This is a genomic window from Bradyrhizobium sp. USDA 326 (assembly GCF_049739485.1).
Lineage (GTDB): Bacteria > Pseudomonadota > Alphaproteobacteria > Rhizobiales > Xanthobacteraceae > Bradyrhizobium.
In genome coordinates this window covers 5,906,685-5,925,727 of sequence record NZ_JBMGQA010000001.1, presented here as the reverse complement: position 1 = coordinate 5,925,727, position 19,043 = coordinate 5,906,685, and the positions used below count along the sequence as shown (strand labels likewise).

17 protein-coding genes are annotated in these 19,043 nt (G+C 56.0%); 9 read left to right on the top strand and 8 right to left on the bottom strand.

Annotated elements, in window-relative coordinates:
* The first annotated feature begins 72 nt into the window (after window positions 1–72).
* Window positions 73–798, top strand: coding sequence for a DUF6538 domain-containing protein (locus tag ABIG06_RS27725; RefSeq protein ID WP_424578444.1), 726 nt, complete (start codon window positions 73–75; stop codon window positions 796–798).
* A gap of 905 nt (window positions 799–1,703) precedes the next feature.
* Here the strand turns inward: ABIG06_RS27725 and ABIG06_RS27720 are convergent.
* From ABIG06_RS27720 to ABIG06_RS27710, 3 genes are all read right to left on the bottom strand, one after another.
* Window positions 1,704–2,072: a hypothetical protein gene (locus ABIG06_RS27720; RefSeq protein WP_424578443.1), complete on the bottom strand. Its 369-nt coding sequence runs from the start codon at window positions 2,070–2,072 to the stop codon at window positions 1,704–1,706.
* Between the two features lie 124 nt (window positions 2,073–2,196).
* On the bottom strand, window positions 2,197–3,294 hold the full coding sequence (locus tag ABIG06_RS27715) for a pentapeptide repeat-containing protein (RefSeq protein WP_424578442.1): 1,098 nt from the start codon (window positions 3,292–3,294) through the stop codon (window positions 2,197–2,199).
* Complete coding sequence (locus ABIG06_RS27710; protein WP_424578441.1) at window positions 3,281–4,048, bottom strand: hypothetical protein; 768 nt, start codon at window positions 4,046–4,048, stop codon at window positions 3,281–3,283. The genes ABIG06_RS27715 and ABIG06_RS27710 overlap by 14 nt, the downstream gene beginning before the upstream one ends.
* A 214-nt stretch (window positions 4,049–4,262) precedes the next feature.
* On the opposite strand from ABIG06_RS27710, the gene ABIG06_RS27705 reads away from it, so the two are divergent.
* A complete protein-coding gene (locus tag ABIG06_RS27705; protein ID WP_424578440.1) occupies window positions 4,263–4,967 on the top strand; it encodes a recombinase family protein in 705 nt (234 codons plus the stop codon).
* Between the two features lie 1,234 nt (window positions 4,968–6,201).
* Here ABIG06_RS27705 and ABIG06_RS27700 read toward each other — a convergent pair.
* Window positions 6,202–6,639 carry a very short patch repair endonuclease gene (locus tag ABIG06_RS27700; protein WP_424578439.1) on the bottom strand — a complete coding sequence of 146 codons (438 nt, stop codon included), beginning with the start codon at window positions 6,637–6,639 and terminating at the stop codon, window positions 6,202–6,204.
* 123 nt (window positions 6,640–6,762) lie between these two features.
* On the opposite strand from ABIG06_RS27700, the gene ABIG06_RS27695 reads away from it, so the two are divergent.
* The 3 genes from ABIG06_RS27695 to ABIG06_RS27685 are packed head-to-tail and all read left to right on the top strand — an operon-like array spanning window position 6,763 to window position 11,817.
* Window positions 6,763–8,715 carry a DNA cytosine methyltransferase gene (locus tag ABIG06_RS27695; protein WP_424578438.1) on the top strand — a complete coding sequence of 651 codons (1,953 nt, stop codon included), beginning with the start codon at window positions 6,763–6,765 and terminating at the stop codon, window positions 8,713–8,715.
* Between the two features lie 15 nt (window positions 8,716–8,730).
* Window positions 8,731–10,503: an AAA family ATPase gene (locus ABIG06_RS27690; RefSeq protein WP_424578437.1), complete on the top strand. Its 1,773-nt coding sequence runs from the start codon at window positions 8,731–8,733 to the stop codon at window positions 10,501–10,503.
* Window positions 10,504–10,509: 6 nt separating this feature from the next.
* Window positions 10,510–11,817 carry a hypothetical protein gene (locus tag ABIG06_RS27685; RefSeq protein WP_424578436.1) on the top strand — a complete coding sequence of 436 codons (1,308 nt, stop codon included), beginning with the start codon at window positions 10,510–10,512 and terminating at the stop codon, window positions 11,815–11,817.
* Window positions 11,818–12,122: 305 nt separating this feature from the next.
* On the opposite strand, the gene ABIG06_RS27680 is transcribed toward ABIG06_RS27685, so the two are convergent.
* Together ABIG06_RS27680 and ABIG06_RS27675 are read right to left on the bottom strand one after the other, a co-directional pair.
* Window positions 12,123–13,178, bottom strand: a complete 1,056-nt coding sequence (locus tag ABIG06_RS27680) for a hypothetical protein (protein WP_424578435.1) — start codon at window positions 13,176–13,178, stop codon at window positions 12,123–12,125.
* A gap of 14 nt (window positions 13,179–13,192) precedes the next feature.
* Window positions 13,193–13,846 carry a transposase gene (locus ABIG06_RS27675; RefSeq protein ID WP_424578434.1) on the bottom strand — a complete coding sequence of 218 codons (654 nt, stop codon included), beginning with the start codon at window positions 13,844–13,846 and terminating at the stop codon, window positions 13,193–13,195.
* 272 nt (window positions 13,847–14,118) lie between these two features.
* Here ABIG06_RS27675 and ABIG06_RS27670 point away from each other — a divergent pair, with 272 nt between their 5' ends.
* Both ABIG06_RS27670 and ABIG06_RS27665 read left to right on the top strand, forming a co-directional pair.
* A complete protein-coding gene (locus ABIG06_RS27670) occupies window positions 14,119–14,367 on the top strand; it encodes a hypothetical protein (RefSeq protein WP_424578433.1) in 249 nt (82 codons plus the stop codon).
* A 103-nt stretch (window positions 14,368–14,470) separates the two neighbouring features.
* Window positions 14,471–15,031 (top strand): hypothetical protein, encoded by a 561-nt coding sequence (locus ABIG06_RS27665; RefSeq protein ID WP_424578432.1) that lies wholly within the window; start codon window positions 14,471–14,473, stop codon window positions 15,029–15,031.
* Here ABIG06_RS27665 and ABIG06_RS27660 read toward each other — a convergent pair.
* Window positions 15,011–15,283: a hypothetical protein gene (locus ABIG06_RS27660; RefSeq protein ID WP_424578431.1), complete on the bottom strand. Its 273-nt coding sequence runs from the start codon at window positions 15,281–15,283 to the stop codon at window positions 15,011–15,013. The genes ABIG06_RS27665 and ABIG06_RS27660 overlap by 21 nt on opposite strands.
* Before the next feature lie 155 nt (window positions 15,284–15,438).
* Here ABIG06_RS27660 and ABIG06_RS27655 point away from each other — a divergent pair, with 155 nt between their 5' ends.
* Window positions 15,439–15,837 (top strand): hypothetical protein, encoded by a 399-nt coding sequence (locus tag ABIG06_RS27655; RefSeq protein ID WP_424578430.1) that lies wholly within the window; start codon window positions 15,439–15,441, stop codon window positions 15,835–15,837.
* 332 nt (window positions 15,838–16,169) lie between these two features.
* On the opposite strand, the gene ABIG06_RS27650 is transcribed toward ABIG06_RS27655, so the two are convergent.
* The gene (locus ABIG06_RS27650) at window positions 16,170–16,643 is read right to left on the bottom strand and encodes a thermonuclease family protein (RefSeq protein WP_424578429.1); all 474 of its coding nucleotides are present in this window, start codon (window positions 16,641–16,643) and stop codon (window positions 16,170–16,172) included.
* Window positions 16,644–17,009: 366 nt separating this feature from the next.
* On the opposite strand from ABIG06_RS27650, the gene ABIG06_RS27645 reads away from it, so the two are divergent.
* Window positions 17,010–19,034, top strand: a complete 2,025-nt coding sequence (locus ABIG06_RS27645) for a hypothetical protein (RefSeq protein WP_424578428.1) — start codon at window positions 17,010–17,012, stop codon at window positions 19,032–19,034.
* Window positions 19,035–19,043 lie beyond the last annotated feature (9 nt).

Sequence of the window (19,043 nt, the reverse complement as noted above, 5' to 3'; positions counted from 1 at the left end):
GGAGGCCCTAGAATGGCTTGTTTAGAGGGATTTCTGCCGATAAGTCTAGGTGGTTTATCTAGGTGGTTTGGCATGGACCGGAAGTATCTCGTCAAGCAATACAACACGTATTCCGTCGTCGTGGAGGTCCCCAAGGCTCTTCAGGCCAAGGCCGGTAGAAAACGCTTCAAGAAGTCCCTTGGAACCGACAGCCTCGCTGAGGCGAACAAACGTAAGCATTTTCACGTCGCCAACTTCCACAGGCAGATTGCTGAGTTGGCAAAGGGCAGCAGCGACAGTGACGTTAAGCTGGCCCGAATGGCAGGAGAGTTTTGGCAGGCCCTCGAAAGCTCTGACAAGCGCTGGCACGAGGATGATCAGGAACGTGAGTGGAGCGAATACGAAGAAGAGCTTGACCGGCTGAAGGCTCAGGCAACGGAGATACTCAATAGGGACGGCTCAGAGGCCGCTGCACGGTTCTACAAAGCCGCCACCGGCCAAGCCACCTTCTTGAAAGACCAGTATCCCCTCTGGCTCGCAGAGGTCCAACACGCCGGTCAGACGAAGGTTCAGCACGAGAGCGCCATCAAGCGGTTCATGGGATGGGCTACAGACAGCGTGACCATTGAGGAGGTATCGCGGAGAGAAGGCAGGAGCTTACGTCACAGACCTGCTGACCGGCTCAGGCTTCGCACGTGCCACGGCAAGGCGGCACGTTTCATCCCTCTCCTCGCTTTGGCTCTGGCTCGTGGGACGTGGCGTTGCGCAGGAGAACCCTTGGCGCGGCCAGCAACTCGGAAAGAAGCAGGAGCCCGCTGAGCGCAAGGGCCTCCCGGACAAGGCGCTCCTGAGGCTCCTCAAGGGCACCTACAGTACGCCGAAGTTCGCCCAGCTTCTCAGCGACCTTCTGAGGCTCGCGCTGCTCCATGGGGCTCGTTTGGAGGAGTTGTGCGCCCTCAAGCGGGCTGACGTTCACAAGCGGGAAGACGGATATTGGCTAGCCATCACGAGCGGCAAGACGCGAGCCGCCAAACGGGAGATACCCCTTCACCCGCTGGCGGTGGGCATCATCGAGCGCCGTCGCGATGACAAAGACGAATACCTGTTTGCTGGCCTAGAGCCCGGGGGTCCAGACAACAAGCGCTCCTGGTACGTCAGCAAGGCGTATGGACGCTTTAGAGAGCAGGTTGGCGTCAGCCCTCCGGCGATAAGGAGGCTCGTGGGACTTCCACGCCGCGTGCCCCTCCGCAATACCGGAGTTCGATCACATGCATGGAACCTTCTTCAGGGGCCGTGGAGTGAGCCAACACGGAAAGCACCGTTAAGCTGCTCGTGGGACACAGCCGCAAAGGGAGCATGACGTATGGTCATTACTCCAAGGGCGACCGCGTGCCCCTCCGGGAAGCCATTGAGAAATTGGACTACGGAGTTGAGGTAATGAAGGCGATAGCCGCGCCTTAGTTCATGTTGTTGGGTCTGATCCGTCGTAACCTTCTTCAGGAGGCCCGAAAGCCTTCGAAGCATCGAAGCCACGATAATCAGAGCTACAACACGGCTCAGAGATATGGAGGCCTTCAGCCAGTTTGATCACGCGCACAGCGTTCGGCCAAAGCGAGACACCACACTTCGCGCCCTTCTCCCACGCGGCGATGACGCCAGAGATACGGATGCGCGCACCGCCATAGATCGGATGCGCGCACCGCCATAGATCGTTATACCAGCCGTCAGCGGGTTGCCCTTGGCGTCCATAAGCTCTGGCTTGTTCTTCGGGGACTTGAAGAGGAAGGCGATGGCACCTTCCTTCGTCTCCTTCCACGGAGCTTGTTCTTCGGGGACTTGAAGAGGAAGGCGATGGCACCTTCCTTCGTCTCCTTCCACGGAGCATGCACGTTCTTCTTGCCCGCAAAGTGGGCGTCGATGACGGCCTGAATTTCCTCTTGGAAACGCTCCGCGTAGTCCTCATCGGCAGTCGCTTCGGTCTTGTACTTGCCATCCGCGTACTCGCCCTTGGTGTCGGGCTCCGAGAGCTTCGGATAGCGCGCCGTCATAACTTCGGTGACGAAGGGGACGTACTTGAAATTCTTGTCAGACATAGTGGCACCGTAGTGGGGATAGCATGGCGCTTAGCAGTTGCGCTGAAGCTATACGGTCGCACGGACGCCGCGATTCTCTCTAATCCATGTTGTTACAATTCAAACGCATCTGCATGCATTTGGATTAGTATTTGAACTCGAATGGTATTTTGTATTGCTTGCCAAGCACCGAGAGATATTTCTTGAAGTCGCGCGCCATCTCTCTCACTTCCTGCTCTGTCACTTTAACTATAGTGCTCGCCTCAGTGGCGTTGTAGCTTGTTGCCAACTCACGTGACCTCAGCCGTTGCAACTGCAATGTTTGGAGAGCCATCGCCTCCAGCTTTTTTCTGGTTATGGGCGCAGCGAAGTCCAGGAAATTGGAGACCTCAGTGTCTGTTGTGGCACGTACATAGCCGGGTCCTGCAACCCTCGCTATTCGCCCGAGAAGCAGACGTCTCGTCAAACTGTCCTCTGAAGCTATGGCGTAGTCACGAAGAGCGCCAATACCGCGCATGAAGTGCTTCGATGCAAGCAGACCTTTGAATGCTTCGCGCCTCATGTTCGGGTCTTCGCTTCTGAGAAACAGCTTGAGCCAATTAAAAACGGCGATGTCGTCCTTATAGAAAGCACTTAAAGCCCTAATTCCGGCAATCATGATGGAGGGTTGGTCTGAGAAACGAGCAAATGAGTTAAAGATGAACGCCTTGTGTTGCTCCGCGTTTTCGCTCGCAATTCGCATGAAGGCGAGAATGTTCGAGCGAACAACTGTGCTCTTGGTCTCATCAAACACAGCCTGTGCGATTTTGACGGAAGGACCTTTCCCCTTATCCGATCGGAGCAATCCTTCTACGCCAACGATGGCGCTACTCCAAAGCTCTCCCGCAAGCCTCTGGACTATCGCGTAGTCTTCAGGGTGGGCTTCAAAATAGCGGGCCTTCTGGATAGCGTATTCGAACAGCGAACCTCTGGCGTCCGTATTGTGGAAAATCGTGCTCGAATCCCACGTGACCCGCGTTCCATAGCAGCCTCGCAGGTCCGCTCCCGTGAAATCAAAACCGCGCAGGTCGCAATTCGAGAAATCAATACCTGCTAAATCAGCATGCCTAAAGTCCAGCGCTGGATTCCACCCAAGCTGCTTTACCTGAGCGACGAAATTCTGATTTTTCAGCGACAACAGCCTATGGGCGCTCTCCCAAAAGTCGGGGGTAAGCAACTCCTCATCAAACTCAAGGCTCTTCAATCTCGATCTCCGAGTACGATAGCTTTACTATGCCCGCATACTTGCTGCCCGCCTGACCAAGCGATTTAGCAACCAATATCTTGAAAAGCTTCTCCTGGCTTTTGCTCATAAAGGTCTGCCAGAGGTCGCCCTTGACAAGTTCGAGGTGAAGATCACGCTGCTTGGCGTAAGCAGACACTCCTACGCTCATCATGTTGGCTCCTCGTTGCGGAGCTACCCGACATAGCACCTGATCAAGCAGGTATGTGCCGTCGAGGGGCACGCGCTCTGTGCCTGTCGCAGTTTTCTTTGGTGGCTCGGCAACCTCCCAAGTATCACCAGGGCGCGCCTTCACGCGATATTCGGTAACGTCCTGCTTTGAAGTCTGGAGGGCAGTTACTTTCACTTCCGCCGATGCATCGGCTGACAATTTGAGAGTTGCTGGATTGAGTTTGGCAACATCAACGCCAGCATGCGCCGCCGCCTTGCCATCAAGCGTCGTTCTAATCGTGTTCGTTTGTTTGCTGGTGACTTTCAGGTCTCGCAAAGGCTCGCCCAGCCGGGTGTTCGGCACAGCATCGAGACCGGTGAGGTCAAGGTCTATTGTCGCACTCTTTAGCCGAACTGAGATGAGGCAATCTTCAGGGCCGTCAATTTCCGAGCAGTGAACCCGAAGATCAACCCGCACGTCCTTGTGGGATTGCTCCTCTTCGCACGGCTGCACACGGAGCTTCAGTTCCAAGAGGTGTGGGAGAGAATTGTTGTCAGAGGCCATCGGCTGTTCCAGCGAATCTGGGCTATGCGAAGCCATTATAGGGAAGTCGCGTGCAAGGAGGCCACTTACACACGTGTTGCGCGCACTTCTTCCCCTGCCCCCCTTTGTGACCTATGCAAATCGGAATCCCATCGATTCCAAAACGCGCGTTGCGCCCCGTACACAAATTGATCTAACGTCCGTTGCATCGGAATGTGTATAGGGTCGTTTGACATTGGCACAGGGAAAATTCATCTCCTACCTGCGGGTCTCGACGGACAAGCAGGGTCGAAGCGGCCTTGGGATCGAAGCGCAGCGCGAGGCAGTCACTAGCTACCTCAACGGCGGCCGTTGGACTTTGGTGGCTGAGTACGTTGAGACGGAGAGTGGCCGGAAGTCTGACAGGCCCAAGCTCACTGCCGCTCTCTCTCACGCCAAGGCGATCGGCGCGAAGATGGTCTTCGCCAAGTTGGACCGCCTCACCCGCAACGTGGACCTTCTGCGCTCCCTTGTGGCGAGCGACGTTGATTTGGTGTTCTGCGACCTTCCGAGCGTCCCTCCCGGTCCGATGGGCAAGTTTCTGCTGACGCAGATGGCGTCCGTGGCAGAGCTTGAAGCCGGCCTAATCGGGGAACGCACCAAGAAGGCGCTAGCGGCGGCCAAGGCGCGCGGCGTGAAGCTCGGAAATCCGAACGGCGCTCGTGCCCTCCGTGGGAAGCAGACGGGTAACGCGGAGGCCATAGCCAGGATGAAAGAGAAGGCGATGCAGCGCGCTATGGACCTTCAAGGCATCATCGAGGGTATCAAGCGCTCGGGTATCACGAGCGTCCGTGCTGTCACTGACGAACTCAATCGGCAAGGCATTAGCGCGCCCCGTGGCGGCGAATGGCACCCAACCGCAGTTGCTCGTCTTCTCAATCGTCTTCCCAAAGCTGTATAAGCCCGCAAGGACGCTCATGTTGGTCCAAATTGCCATTGCCGCCGTCATTCTATCTGCGCTCATGCAGGATCGCACCATGATCCTTGGGAGCTTGGCCGGGCTCGGTGCAGCTCTGTACGGCGCCTGAGCTTGCTCCAGTTCCAGGAGTGCGTCAGCCGGATTTGAGAGGGCTTTATGTGGCCCTCGCGGTCCTTGGAGGTTTTGTGTGCCGCACTCGCTCCCCTCGCTGGTGCGGCGACTCCCTTAGCTCACGGGTCCCTGTCCTTCAGTCGAATCGGCGCGGACCTTGCGAAATGAACTTCGAAATTAGGGTCTAAAGTCGCAGTTGTTGTTCGACCAATTCGGCGTGTCCAAGCCTCGGGTCCTACAGAGCCCCGCCGATGGCAAGGGTCCCTGGACAATGTACAAACCCCGAATGGAGCCCGCGCTAACCTCCAACCGTTTTGCCGTTGCCCACGGGGCACGTGCATCACGATGTGGCACCTTAGTGACACCGATCCTCTGATTGCGTATCTGTCCGGCGCGAAATGGTCCACCGCACCCCGCTTGAGATGTCGGGCGAACGAATGGTACGGGACGAATCGTCCAGCGGAGACTTCTCGACCGGTTAAACAAGCATTTGACATCGCGTGCAAAAACTGCGGTGGTGGCGGGTATGATGTTTTAAGCTACTTCCCCGCAGAGCATGCCATTCCACCTTCAATTGACTAGGCAGACGTTCGCCCATGGCAAGTGAATCTGCGGGAAAGGGAGGCAGGCCCCCTATTGGTTCCGACGACCTTTTGGAGAACTCTCCTCCCTCTCACTTTTTGATGATCGTAACTGATGGCGCGGCAAAGCATTCTGCCTTTGATCTAGCCAAGCGGCGGCTCGATCAGGGCTTGTGGCCGATCTACAAGGGCACACGGAACCGGCGCGCAATGAGGCCGGGCGACACCCTTCTGATATACTTGGGCGGGAGCAAAGGTTGGAGCCAAAGTATTGTTGCGAGCGCTACAATTGACGCGATAGACGAAGGCGGACGTAGGGCTTTGCCGTCCGTCGACAGCGAGAGCGCTCAAACCGATCAACCTTTCAAGACGCTCCGGCTCCGGGACATCGAAGTATTCAGAGAGCCTCTAAATATCCGCCCTTTTGTGGGGAAGCTCACCTTCCTACCGAACAGTCCAAAATGGGGAGCAGTCCTAGTCGGTGGCTGTCGAAAGATGACCAAGGAAGACTTTCTCAAGATTGATCAGGCTCGCAAGCGGCCCGTTTGACGCGGACCACGCGGTCCTAGGAACTTCCGTATTCGGGTGAATAACCCACTGTCGCGTAGCTCGCACTGCCAGATAATCAAGACTTTCCACCCCATCGCCCTAAGCGCCGAAACTGCCCGACGGTCTCTGTCGCGATTGGCCTTGAACTTGGCTTGCCAAAACTCACCGCGAGTTTTCGGAATGGTCGCTAGGCGACAGCCTGTGTGGTGGTGCCAAAAGCAGCCGTGAACGAATATGACCTTATTCCGGCTCCGGAAGACCAGATCCGGACAACCCGGAAGATCAGCCACGTGCAAGCGATAGCGGTAGCCGAGCGCGTGGACCGCCCGGCGGACGACCATCTCGGGAGCCGTGTCTTTCCCACGAACCCGAGACATCAGCCAGCTTCGCCGAGCCGGCGTTAGGCGATCCATCAGCCGGACCCTTAGGCGATTCTAGCCGGTTCGTGAGATCATTCTTGGGGAGCAACCGTGTATACGCCTAGTTCGCGAATCACTCAACGTGTACTTTAATGAGCATTCGAGAGGGGAACAGGAATGTCGCGGTCGAAGCTTGTCGGGGTCGATTTGTACTCTGGCTGTGGGGGTATGAGTGTGGGGGCCGCACTCGGTCTGAAAAATCTCTCGGTTCGCTATGGCCTCGACTTTGATAAGCACGCCTGCAACACGTTCGCCCAAAACCACCCCGAAGCATTTGTAGACAATTTGGACGTGGCTTCCATTACCGCGCGCCGAATTCTGGAAAAGGCCAAGATAGACCACATCGACTACTTGCTGACGGGCCCGACCTGCCAGGCCGTAAGCACAATGGGCCTGCACTTCGCCGAGGACTCTCGAAATCTCCTCTTCGTCCACATGGTCCGGCTGGTCACGGAGCTTCGAACCTTGGGGAAGCTGCCGAAAAACATCATCCTTGAGAACGTGCCTGGTTTGGTCGCGCGATCGAACCTTAAGCTCGTTAGAGACCTGTTCCGCTTCTTTGCGGATTTCGGATACTCAGTGGGCGGCGATGTTGTGTCTGTTGCATCACTCGGCGTGCCTCAGCTCCGATATCGCTTCTTTATGTTCGCAACGCGCGAGGATAGAAAGATCACCTTCCCTCGCCCTAAGTACGCAGAGCGAGGAGATGAGAAATTACCAGCCTATCGCACGGTCACAGACGCCATTTCGGACTTGTACGATGTGCAACCATTGGAGCATGACGGTCCTTTAAAGCTCCGAGCTCGTCCTAAACCGACTGAATACCAGCAGCTCATGCGTGGTGACGAAAGTGTCACGTATAACCACTGGGCGGCGAATACTGAGCGCCTCAATCTTCAACGCATTTCTCACGTACCGCAAGGAGGGTCTTGGAAGGACATTCCTGAAGAGCTGCTGCCTGCTCGCTTTCAGAAAGTCCGAATGACGGATTACCACACTCTCTACGGGAGGCTTCACGAGCAAAATCCAGCTTACACGATTGCGGCCCAGTTCGGAAATGTGACCACAGGCTGCTACACCCACCCGATGCACGATCGTCCTCTGACCGTCCGTGAGGGGTGCAGGTTACAGGGGTTTCCCGACGCCTTCCGTGTATTCGGCCCAAAGAACTCCCAATACCGCCAGATCGGAAACGCAGTGCCTCCGTTGGCAATGGCCGTTTTGATGAAGCATTGGTCCGGCGCCGCGAGTGAGAGAGGTATCGCTCCGAGGGTTACTGGGCAAGTGCTTGAGAGCGGCTCAAAGCTACCGGTTCTGACTCCCCGGTTTCGTAATCGTGTAACCGATCAGGAGGGAAAGAAAGCGGGGTATGGGAGCGGAACATTCTGGCCGAAAGGCTGGGGCGCGGCCCCGCAAAGTTCGCCGCGTGTCGCTGAAAACTATCGGAAATCAACCGAGCCGCTGGTCTATCGGCGAACGGCCTGGCGCGAGAAGCGCGGTCAAGTCGAGCAGGACCAGTACATCGATCGTGCAATGCAGTTGGACGTCTCACAAATCACAGCTCACCTAAGCACGCACCGGAATTGGCTCGTACAGCCTTTAGACGCCTCTCACTCGGATGCGTACAGGGCTTCAGCTGAGCACTTCTATGATCTGCTAACAGAGATGAGTGCGGTCGTCTTGCGCGCGTTGGAACCTACGTACATTACTGCAGATTTCGCCTACACAGCAGATAGGGTCTCTCTCTTCCTTAAGAGGGCCTCCGAGCGCCTTGGAATAGAGGCGAACATCCAGCTGAACGCTCAGCTAGATCTTTTCGCGAACCAAGCCAGGCGGACCAATGCGTGGCTGTTGAATATTACTGCTGCAAGTCTCGGGGCGCAAAAGCCCAATCGCTCGATTGACAATTCTTTGGGAATCTATTTTTGGCCTTTCCGAGCTGTCGAGCGCGCGGGATTGCGTAAACCGTTTGCGACCGGCGAGCTCGCATGGATACCCCTTCGCCAATCAGATCTTCGCAAACTTCTTTCAGAGCGGAGACCCGAGGAAAGGGAAGTCGTCGTCGCCTGAACGGAAGGTCTCTCGTTGGCATACGTCACAAAAGAAGGTCTGCGATGGGCGCTCAGCCAGCTACAGGCATGGGCGAAACCGGCGCGTCGAGGACAGAGCAATTTCTTTAGACTACTTCTCCTGAAGGAGAATGGGACGACCACCGGTCCTCCGGCGCGGACGCTGTCAACGAATGACTTTCGCGTCACCACAAAGCGTTTTCTTCAGATTTCATTCGCAGAAGATGGAACGCAGTCGCGAACGGAATCGCGCCCGCTTCACTTCAACCCGTTCGACTTTGAATACAAAGAAGCTCGGGGCCCCTCAGACCTGGCAGTAGGCACTCTTTGGACACGGTGCCAAACTTGGCAAAACAACGGAATAATTGAATTTCCTGAAGTCAAAGGACCACGCAATATTCGCTTCACCGCGGATTATGTCGCGCGCATAAGCGACGAGATGGGCAGCAAACGCGTCCCATTAGTCCCAACAGCACTGTTTCTATTTCGACGCCCCTCAGATTGCGAGGTTTCTACAGCCTCGGCGAGCAACGCGGGCGACTTCCTTAGTTTAGCTCAGTCTCACTTCAATCTGACTCCCCCCGAGTTAGCGGCACTATTCGATTCGACGTTGCCTTCGATCGAGCATGGGTTCTTTGGGGCTGACGAGCTGTCAAGGGACGAAGTGCTCGACGTTTTGCTAAGTTTAGCTCCCCTGGCTGTCGTACCTGTGGCGGCGCCTGCGGCTGCTCCAGCTACACCCAGCGGTCCCGGCGGCCCCGATTGGTCAGTCGATTCAGAGAGTGTCTCCTCTGCGATCGATTTGGTGGGACATGAAGAAGCCGTCGCCCAGGCAATTGCGGCGTTGCGCGCCAATCTGAACGTGATTTTGCTCGGTCCTCCTGGCACAGGGAAAACAACGATTGCAGAAGCAATATCGAAGGCCATCTGCGGCCCAGAGCGGTTCACCACGGCGACGGCTACAGCAGACTGGACCACTTTCGAAACGATCGGGGGCTATTTTCCCGCTAGCGAAGGAGGTGGCTCTTCACTGAATTTCTCTGCCGGTATTATCGTCAACGCTATTCAAAAAAAGAATTGGCTGATTTTAGACGAGCTCAACCGGGCTGACGTAGACAAGGCGTTCGGGGAACTTTTCACACTGCTTTCCGGAAAGGCAGTGCAGCTTCCATATCGAGACGCTGCTTCAGGTGACAGAATTGTTCTTTCTCCAGCAGTCTCGTCGGGTAGCCCTTCTAATTTCATCGAGCTGGACAAGAATTGGCGCCTGATCGGAACGATGAACACTTTCGACAAGGCGAGCTTGTTTCAGCTTTCATATGCCTTCATGCGAAGGTTCGCGTTTGTAGAGGTGCCGATCCCCGCTCCTGCGCAGTACAAACAAATCATCGAAGCGACCTTCGCGGACTTGCGTGAGGATTTTTCGGTCTCAGCTGGAAGCGCAAACGATGGCTATGTCAATGACCTCGAACAGCTCTTCGTGTCTCTATTTGCTCAAGATGCTGGGCTACGCGGCGTCGGTGCAAACGTAGGTCCAGCGGTCCCTCGCACTATGATTAGCTATTGCATCGAGCGCTGCGGAAAATTTCAGGCGTACCCATCCATTCCCGCCACAGATTTGTTCGTGGAAGCTGCGGGGATATGCCTCTTTCCGCAGTATGAAGGTAAGAGATCTGAGCATACGGAGATTGTTAGAGCGATTTCGGAAGTTCTTCCTGCTGTTAGTAGCCCTGGATTGGAAAAGAGGCTTTCGGAAATGTTGGGTATTTGGACCGGCTACAAGGAATGATGTCCTTTGGCCACCCCGACTTTGAAGCGAGAAGAACTGGAAGCGGATGTACTAGACTTCTTGTATGCTCGATTGAATGCTGTTTGGCGCCCAGGTGTCAGATCAGTTGATGCTCTAACGAGCTTTCTTGAGCGATTAGCAGCCAAACCGGCCGATCTGGCCCACCTTGCAATAATTTACCATCTGTTTCGCCCTGATGGCGCTGAACAGTTCTTCATTGATGAGTTGCCGGCCGCTCTCAATCGATTGTCCCATTCGATAACACGCGCCCGCACTACCGGCAGGAGGGTCGGTCGTGGCCAAATCGTTTGGTCGGAAACGCTGGTCCGTCAATGCGGCCGAAGCGATCCAACCGTATTTGTCGTCAACCAAGCCGTGAAGGAATACGATACTCCATTCAATCGTCTCCTAGCTCACTATGTGCACGAAGTTTGGATGGAGCTGGATAGGATCGGAGCCGCAGGACGGGGAAGATTGGGAGCCGTATCCGAGGCGATCATTACAAACTCGCAAGAAGCGCTCCGCTCAGCCTATCTGAGGGAAGCGCGCTCAATTACGGCCGTGACGGCATCGATGTTGAGCGCCGCTTCTCGATCGAAGCACGCGGTGTACTGGCGTGCCGCCGATTTATGGCGAGAGCTGGAGGACCTACAAAACGCTAAGGACATTTCTCGCCTGAGAGAAATTCTGAAAGTTGGCTGGATAGGCCCTTTGGTTGAGGAGGATCTTTTTGAAATATACGTATTGGTCCGCGTTCTGCGAGCGCTTGAGAACACGCTCGGCCAGGGATGTCCGGTAGCAGCCGAGTACAATCTCGTCGGGCGCGGTAGCACTTGGATAGGAAAGCTGACCGGGGAAGACTGGATCGGAACAGTGCACTTCGATGCCGCACCTCACAATTCGTTTCATCCTTTGTTCGATGAAAATGACTACGAGTACAAGACGCTGCTTGCACACTATGGAGGCGCTGCTGCTGCCGCCAGAAGACCAGATATCTCGGTGCTGCTGCGGCGAAAGGCTGATGGCCTACTTCTGCCGATCTTAATTGAAGTCAAGAACACATCATTACATCATCAGTACGGACGCGACAGCATTTATAAGGTCTTCGGTTATTTGGCCGATTTCAAGAAATTGTGGGCAGCGGAGCGGGCCGCAACCCGACCTAGAGCCGTGTTGGTCTTAAGGGATGGTGTCGACGTTGATGACGAGGTCGCAGCTCTTCGCGAAGAAGTGGTGTTGGTGTCGCCACCGGACCTGACCGCGCGGTTGGAAGGCGTATTCACTGCGGCTCTTAGTCGAGCGCCAGATACATAGCTAAAGCTCGATAGGTATGCAAAGCGACTTGTCGCCCAGTTTGCTCAAGGTGCCGTTGTTGCCCTGGTTGGCCCATGCGCAGCTTACGCCGAACAGGTCAACTCGTACCCGAAAATCAGCCGATTGCCACAAAGACTGAGCCAATTTGCTGCGGCTCTGAGGGAGCGCCGAACTCCCGTGCGCTCCGCGCCGCTCGCCTCTCAATCCTTCGCTCGCGCACCGGATACCTTTAGCTCGCGGGTCCCTGCCTAACGCTCGAATTGGCTCGAGCCTTGTGAAATGCACTTCAAGTTACGGTCCAAATCCTAATCGTCCTTATCCGCGTTCCAACCTGCGCTTCCCTCACACTGCCCACATCCGTGCAGATAGCTGTCTTCGAGTTCACCAGTGCAGGCCTCGTGACAGAATTCACAGGTATGAAGTTCGGCCGAGACGTCGAGACAGAGCACGCAAAGGTTCTTCCCTTCGTGAGATACCACCGTATGCCATCCCTCGCATTCTCCACAATTGGCTGGATAGGGATTCTCGAAGTAATTGTCTTTGGTGACGACCGTCTCATCGAGGATGTCTGCCAAGTCATGAACCTCCAGAGAGTGACCACACGTGCAGTCGAATTGGCCCCCATCCGAAAGGACCGAACACTCGTTGCATTGTGGGCATTTCATGAGCAGCCACTTATTGAACGCTCCACACACGAGACACTTGCCCTCATATAAGTTCGATATGCCCCCTTTCGCCATGACTGCGGCACTGAAGTTACAAAAAGAACAGCCACGGATAAGCTTGCCTTCGCCTTCAAACCGCTTCAGATCAGGCTTCAGGGCGTCGAACTTAGCCGCCAAGTACTTTTTGTGACGCTGTAGACGTAGTTCAATTTGAGCCACTTTCTTTTGCCACGGCTCGAAAACGTCCTTCCACTGCCGCAGCAGCATGTGGAGTTCGTACCAAGCATGCAGTTGCTCGATAGCAACAGCCTCAATCAGCTGGTTCTGGCCTTCTTCGCCTGCGTGGAAGAAGTGGACCATCTTGTTCCTGTGCAGACGCACTGCATCGAACTTGGCGCGTGCCCTCGAAGGGATCGGAGCTTGCACTACCTTCTCAAGCCTTGAGCAGGCTTCCTCAAAGGTCACTGATACAAAGTCGCCTGACACGAACTTCTCCCAATCAGGATTTTTGGCGACCACCAGGCTCCAATGTTCCCGTAGGAGCCGCGCTTTGAGAAAAAGCTCGACCGCAGCATAAAAGTCGATCACTGAGAACTTTGGTGCGCTCTCTAATGTTTCGATGGCATGAGACAGAAAACCGAGAGCATTTTCGACCAAGCGTTCCAGGAGTTCTGATTGCTTCAACTCAATCCCCATTGGCTGGTATCGCCTCAGCGGCTCAAAACCCAACGCAGAAATCGCTCCGTACGTTCAGCGTGAGCCTTCGAAGCGGGAGGATTGAACAGCGCTTCCGGCAGCGCTCCAGCCGCTACGGGCACTCGTGGCGGCTTGTAGGCACCCGCAGCCTTCTGCCTTTCCCGTCGTACCCAAGCGGCTTTCGTATTCCTCATCTTTGGAAGGAGCGGCTCAATGTGGGATTGGACCGTCTTACCGAATAGGGGCAGCGGCCCCCTATAGGCTTCAACAGCCTTCAAGAGCTTCTGCACCATGTGCCATGCGGTCTTGTAGGTCACGCCCAACGCCCGCTCAATCTCTCGCACGGTGACTGGCTTGGGCAAAGTGTTGAGCATGTGTGCCGCCTGAAGCCACGCGCTGAGGGGGAGCTTAGACCCTTCCAGAGGCGTGCCAACGGTTACAGTGAATTGCTTCCTGCATTCCGAGCAGAGGTAGAGCCCAGGACGATGGGAGGTGCCGCCTATCCCCGCAACAGCACGGCCTGATGCCCCGCAATGAGGGCACACAGGTCCGTCAGGCCATCTGATGCGCTCCAACACCGCTCTGCAATCTTCCGCCCGCACGAGACCTCCAAATGTGTTTTGTCTCGTATATATAAAATGAGGCAGAAGCGCAACTTTCTCCTGCATTTTCAGCGGGATTGGTTTTTCAACGCTTCCCTTGAGAGGAGAAGGTGAGTTTCGTGCCTGGGTCCGGCCGCCGTTCGCCTCTTCACGGCAATCGACTTCAAGATGGGTCGCTAAAGTGCCTCGCCGTTGTACGATCGGCCCACCCGCCCAGACCATGGGCGGATTAATCGGTCCAAGCAGCACCGATAGATGGAAGCTGCCCTCACAGGGGACCATCACACATCAACTTCACGAAGCCTCACGACTATTTCGGAGCTTTCTTCCACGCCTGCATGACACCGACAGAGCGCAGCAAGCTCAACACGGTGCTCCAGCACGGATGGTCCGAAGACTCTCTTGCCGAGTTCGCCCGATGGCACACCGGCAAGCCCTTCTTCGCCGTGAACAGACGCATGCTCATGGCAGTGATTAACTCGGCTTTGCTGCGCGACCGCTTCGCCAAACAGTTCCTCAAGGAACGCGAACAGCGTCCCATCGCCCTGCATGCCGCCCGCCCCTATCCTCAACAATCTGAAGAATGACCACCGCACCACAACCCGGCGCCCGAGAAGCGTTCAAATTTCTCCGATCTGTTTGCCGCAACTTCCAAGAACGTCTGATGCTTGGGGAGGCCATCCGCCAAGGGTGGACCGCCCCCGGTATCGCGAAGCCGAAGCCAGACGATACAGCGGCAAGGGCGACCTCAAATTTCGCATTGCCATCCAAGACGCCTCGAAGCGTCGCTACTACAGCCCTGATGAGCAAACTGCCGATCAGGCACGGTGGAAAGAGCTCGAGGACGCACGAGCCCCACGAGCCGCCAAAAAGGCCACTCGCGCCACAAGGCCCAACGTGCCTCCAGAGTTCGCCGCAATCCGCGCAGCCTGCCGCAACATGCTGGATTGTGACCGGCTATCGGCCGCCCTCGAAACCGGATGGTCGGCAAACGACATCAACTTCCTTGCACGCCAATTCAGCGAGGTAGCTTGCGGCGTGGAGATGAAAGAAACCCCTTCCGCCATCCGCTTTACCTTGGAGATGATCCAGGGCAAGCCGGGAGGAGAACTCCCACCCTATTTACCACGGCGCAATAAAGAACCCCTCAATCGCATTGGCCGATGGCACTCGCGGAAATGGCCTCGGCCCTTAACGGGTCAGGCCATCTACACAGAGAGCGGTTTCTTCTCAGCTGAGATAACCAGCTAGTCGGGCTAACCACCAGGCGACCGCTCCCAAAATGCCGGTCGTGATAATCTTCACGATGATCAATCCGGATAGTCCTGCACCGGGTTCAAGGCCGGCATTCATCCGCTTGCTCATGTACCAAGTAGGGTCCGCGATAGACCTTACGACGGCGAGCAAGCCGCTTGCGATGGCGAAAATGACTATCCAAAAAGCCCAGTTGTACTTGCCGACAAAATAACAAAATGCTGCTATTGCAGCGAGCATAAAATCCATTTCGCGCCCTCAGCGATATAAAATCGTATCATTCTTCGGCCAAGTTTCAAGCATCCTCCGCGCCTGACCTGCCAGGAGACAATCACGGAGCAAGTCATGGGAGCGGCGTAAACGACAAGACCGGACTATAGCAATCAAACCAGGCGACAGAGGCCATGACACGTTGGGAAGCGCTCGTCAGATACGATGACGAAATCCGAAAGGCAGCATCAAATCTTATGCCCTTCGGAGCTGTATGGGTCGAGAAGCTCGGAGAGGCCTTCTTCGCCCTCAATGAGGATCGTCAGTACCTATCCAACATCGTTGATGGATTGGTGAGAGAGGCGACGCAGGAAGCCGAAATTGAGTGGCTCGATAACTTCTCCAAAACGAAAGAGGGCGAGACTACCAGTCAGGAGGCTCTCCGTGTGCTGCTGGAGGCCAAGGCAATGGGCTTTCAGGTCTCAAAGAGCGATAGCGGTATCGTTGAGATATTCAGCAAGAGCACTGGCAGCAAGTACCTCTGGTCGAACGAAGACATCATTCAGTTCGGCAAGCTCGTTTTGAAGCGCTAATGCGCCTTTCTCTGTCATCTAAGGGCGTGGCAAGCCATAGCGGATAGTGAGAGAAGCAGCATTGCCGCTTGGCGTCTCGAAGACGATTTCCGCGTTACCACGACGCTGCTCGGTGCGCATAACGCTGCAACAGAGGGGCATGCTGTGGTTCTCTCCCGCCCTCGCTGGGTATCCGCCTAACGTGCGGTGAAGTTCTCCAGAATTGACCTCGATATGAGCGCGCCCTTGCCGCGTGGCACGATCGATCTGTGCTTCCAACTCGCGCCGAAAGTCTTCAGCGGACAACATCAGCGATATCCTCGTCAAAAAACTAAGTCGCGTCGTACCACGGATCAGCGAGCTTTCATCTGCTGTTCTAAAATGCGCTTCCAATTTGGCATGCGAGGGCACCTGTTTGCCGAGCAGACGTATGGCACTGCGAGCTCTTCCGCGATCAACGTCGCCCCTATGTTATTCCCATCGAGCGAGAGGATAGCACACTTGCGTCTATGATTGCATGTGCCATTGATCAGCGCGCTCTTGGAGCACGAACAAGGGACTTCGGTGAGATCCAGCGTCCCAGCATGAAGAAGTTCCCCCAACCTTTCCTTCGCCAGCAGCGCCACGGCTCTCTCATCTGCTCGGACCTTGCGTCGCGGCGTGGCAACTTCTGGAGTGTCGTAACCAATCATCCGATAACGCTGACCATGTGCGTCTATCGTATCGCCGTCCACGACCGCTATCTCTGCGGCCGTGATCGGCTCCGCACGCAGCGAACCACTACAAAATGCCAACATCAGTACCAGCACGGTCATCAACGTCTTCATGAGCCCTCCCCGCTTCCAACAGGACGAGGAGACCTCAAGGCGCGCTCGAAGGCAAGCACCACCTAAGACGGTGAACGCCCGCATTCCTGCTGTCGCTTTGCTACGTCACCTGCAAAGCTCCTGAAGCGTCCAAGGATGATCGACACCATGACGGCGATTCGGGAACACCTCTCAGGATTCACAAAGGGATTCGCTGGGGCGCTTTTCCGGCCGGAGGGCTGGATAGGTAGCCTGTGAGCGCAAACGCCTCTACGGAGTCCTTAGAGGCTCCTAAAAGGCATCCTGTCTATGTCCAGATAAACACCCCCATGAAAGCCCCCTAAGAAGACTTCCTTTAGGGGATTATCGGGGGGTGTTTCTCAAGCCGTGGCCACGCTCAAGGGCGTTCGGACACAACACGGCATCTTCAACATCAACCTCAGAGATTACTCAATGCAACCCCCCATTGGTCTGCACGGGCAGCGCTATGCCTTCGTGCCACCACAAGAGTTCTCCATGCGAATGAAGGACCACTGGACCAACAAGCACGGTCTGTGTTCCTCGAAGCCCCTAGAGCGGCTATGGACCATCATGGCTGAGACGTTCAACAGCGCCATTGATGATGCTGCAACTGGTGCCACTGCCCCTTGGCGCATCCTCCAGCCTCCTACCGGGTCCGGGAAGACTACAGGAGCCTGTCTGTTCGCTGCCATGCAGGCAGAGCGTAACAGCGTCTCTGAGGGCGTGCTGAAGCCGGTAGGCAGCATCATCGTCACACGGCTGATTGAGGATGCTAACGGACTTTCCGGTGCAATCAACCAGCATGCAGGACGTGCCGTTGCGATTGCTCATCACTCCGCTGAGCCAAAGCCCTTTGATGTACTCGCTGAGCATGACACCATCGTAATTACCCATCAGGCTTACCTCAACGCCTCTGCCTCGCATGGTGACCGCTGGGAGCGCCTAACGACTTGGAAGGGCGGTAAGCGTCTCCTGACCATCGTTGATGAGGCCCTAGCCAACGTGGTCGAGAGCGCTAAGGTAACGTCTTCTGATGTTGCCCAAGTGCTGAGCTACATCAGTGCTGACCTAGAAAGGGAACACCCAACCGAGTACGCTGCCCTACAGATGTTGAAGACGCTCGTGAATGTGTTTGCGCATGCATCGGAGACCGGCCACGGCTTCACTCGCGGCGTGTGGGCGGAGGGCATTAATGAGAGCGGAGCGCCTCTGCTTGTGAACTTCGATCCGCTAAGGAGAGCGCTGAGGGGCGTCAATTTCGATAAGCTCGGAGCGTTGACGGAAGACTCAAACATTCGCCTCCGCATCGGCAGAAAGGTGGACGAGACGCTGAAGCACGCACAATCCCTCTACGATCAGTGGTCCTACTACGCCAAGAGCGGCGATGAGCACGCAATGCACTCCTCATCCCTCGCGGTGCCTTGGGACGCTCCTGGCCCTGTGGTGCTCGATGCTACGGCTCGTGCCGACTTCCTATGGGACCTGTTCGAGGACAGGGCGTTACGCGTCCTCACGCCCAGTCATGTGAGAGACTATAACAACGTCACCCTGCACGTCGCTCGTGCCTCTGGAGTCGGCAAGCGGACCATGAAGGAGAACTTCAGCACGCGCTTCCCCCGGCTGATCGCTGACCTTGAAGGCCGCCTATCGCCGGATCGGTCTGTCTTCGTCTGCCTTCATAGGGACAATCGTCCCCTCGCCTTGGACTACGCCCCGAACTTCACAGAGTTCTCCATCGGACATTGGGGTAAGGTGGACGGCAGCAATGCTTGGAAGGACTTTGATACGGCCGTCATCTTCGGCCTGCCATACCGCGATCAGGTCTGGTCCAATGACACGTTCTTCGCGTTGCAGGGCTTCCAAGAAGACAAATGGTTTAACGATCCTCAGTGGAAGACCCATCGCGACGTTCGCCGCGTGATGAGGCAGAGACAGCTATCAGTATCGATCATTCAAGCCATCGGCCGTATCCGCTTGCGGCGTGTCGTGGATGAGCACGGCAAGTGCCCTCCCGCCGAGGTCTTCATTGTCCTGCCGAATGGCAAAGAGGGCGATGAGGTTTTGCAGGATATCGTCACGGACCTTCCGGGCATCAGGGTTGCTGATTGGAATTTTTCGATGGACGGTCCGAAGGTGCGGAAGCCTCGTAAGGGGTCCTCGCACGAAGCACTGATTGCCTACATGGAGCAGCGCTTGCCGGGGGCGGTCTCTATCTCAAAGCTGGCGTCAGACCTCAGCCTAGACGCGAGCAAGCGGGAGAAGATCAGGGAGCAACTGAGCAAGCCCACAAGCAGGCTCTCGGAAGCGCTCCGGGCCATCGGTGTTGAGTATCGTGTGGAAGGTAAAGGGAGAGGAGCGAAGAGCTATCTCGATAGGCGCCAAGCCGCCTAACGGCTGTTT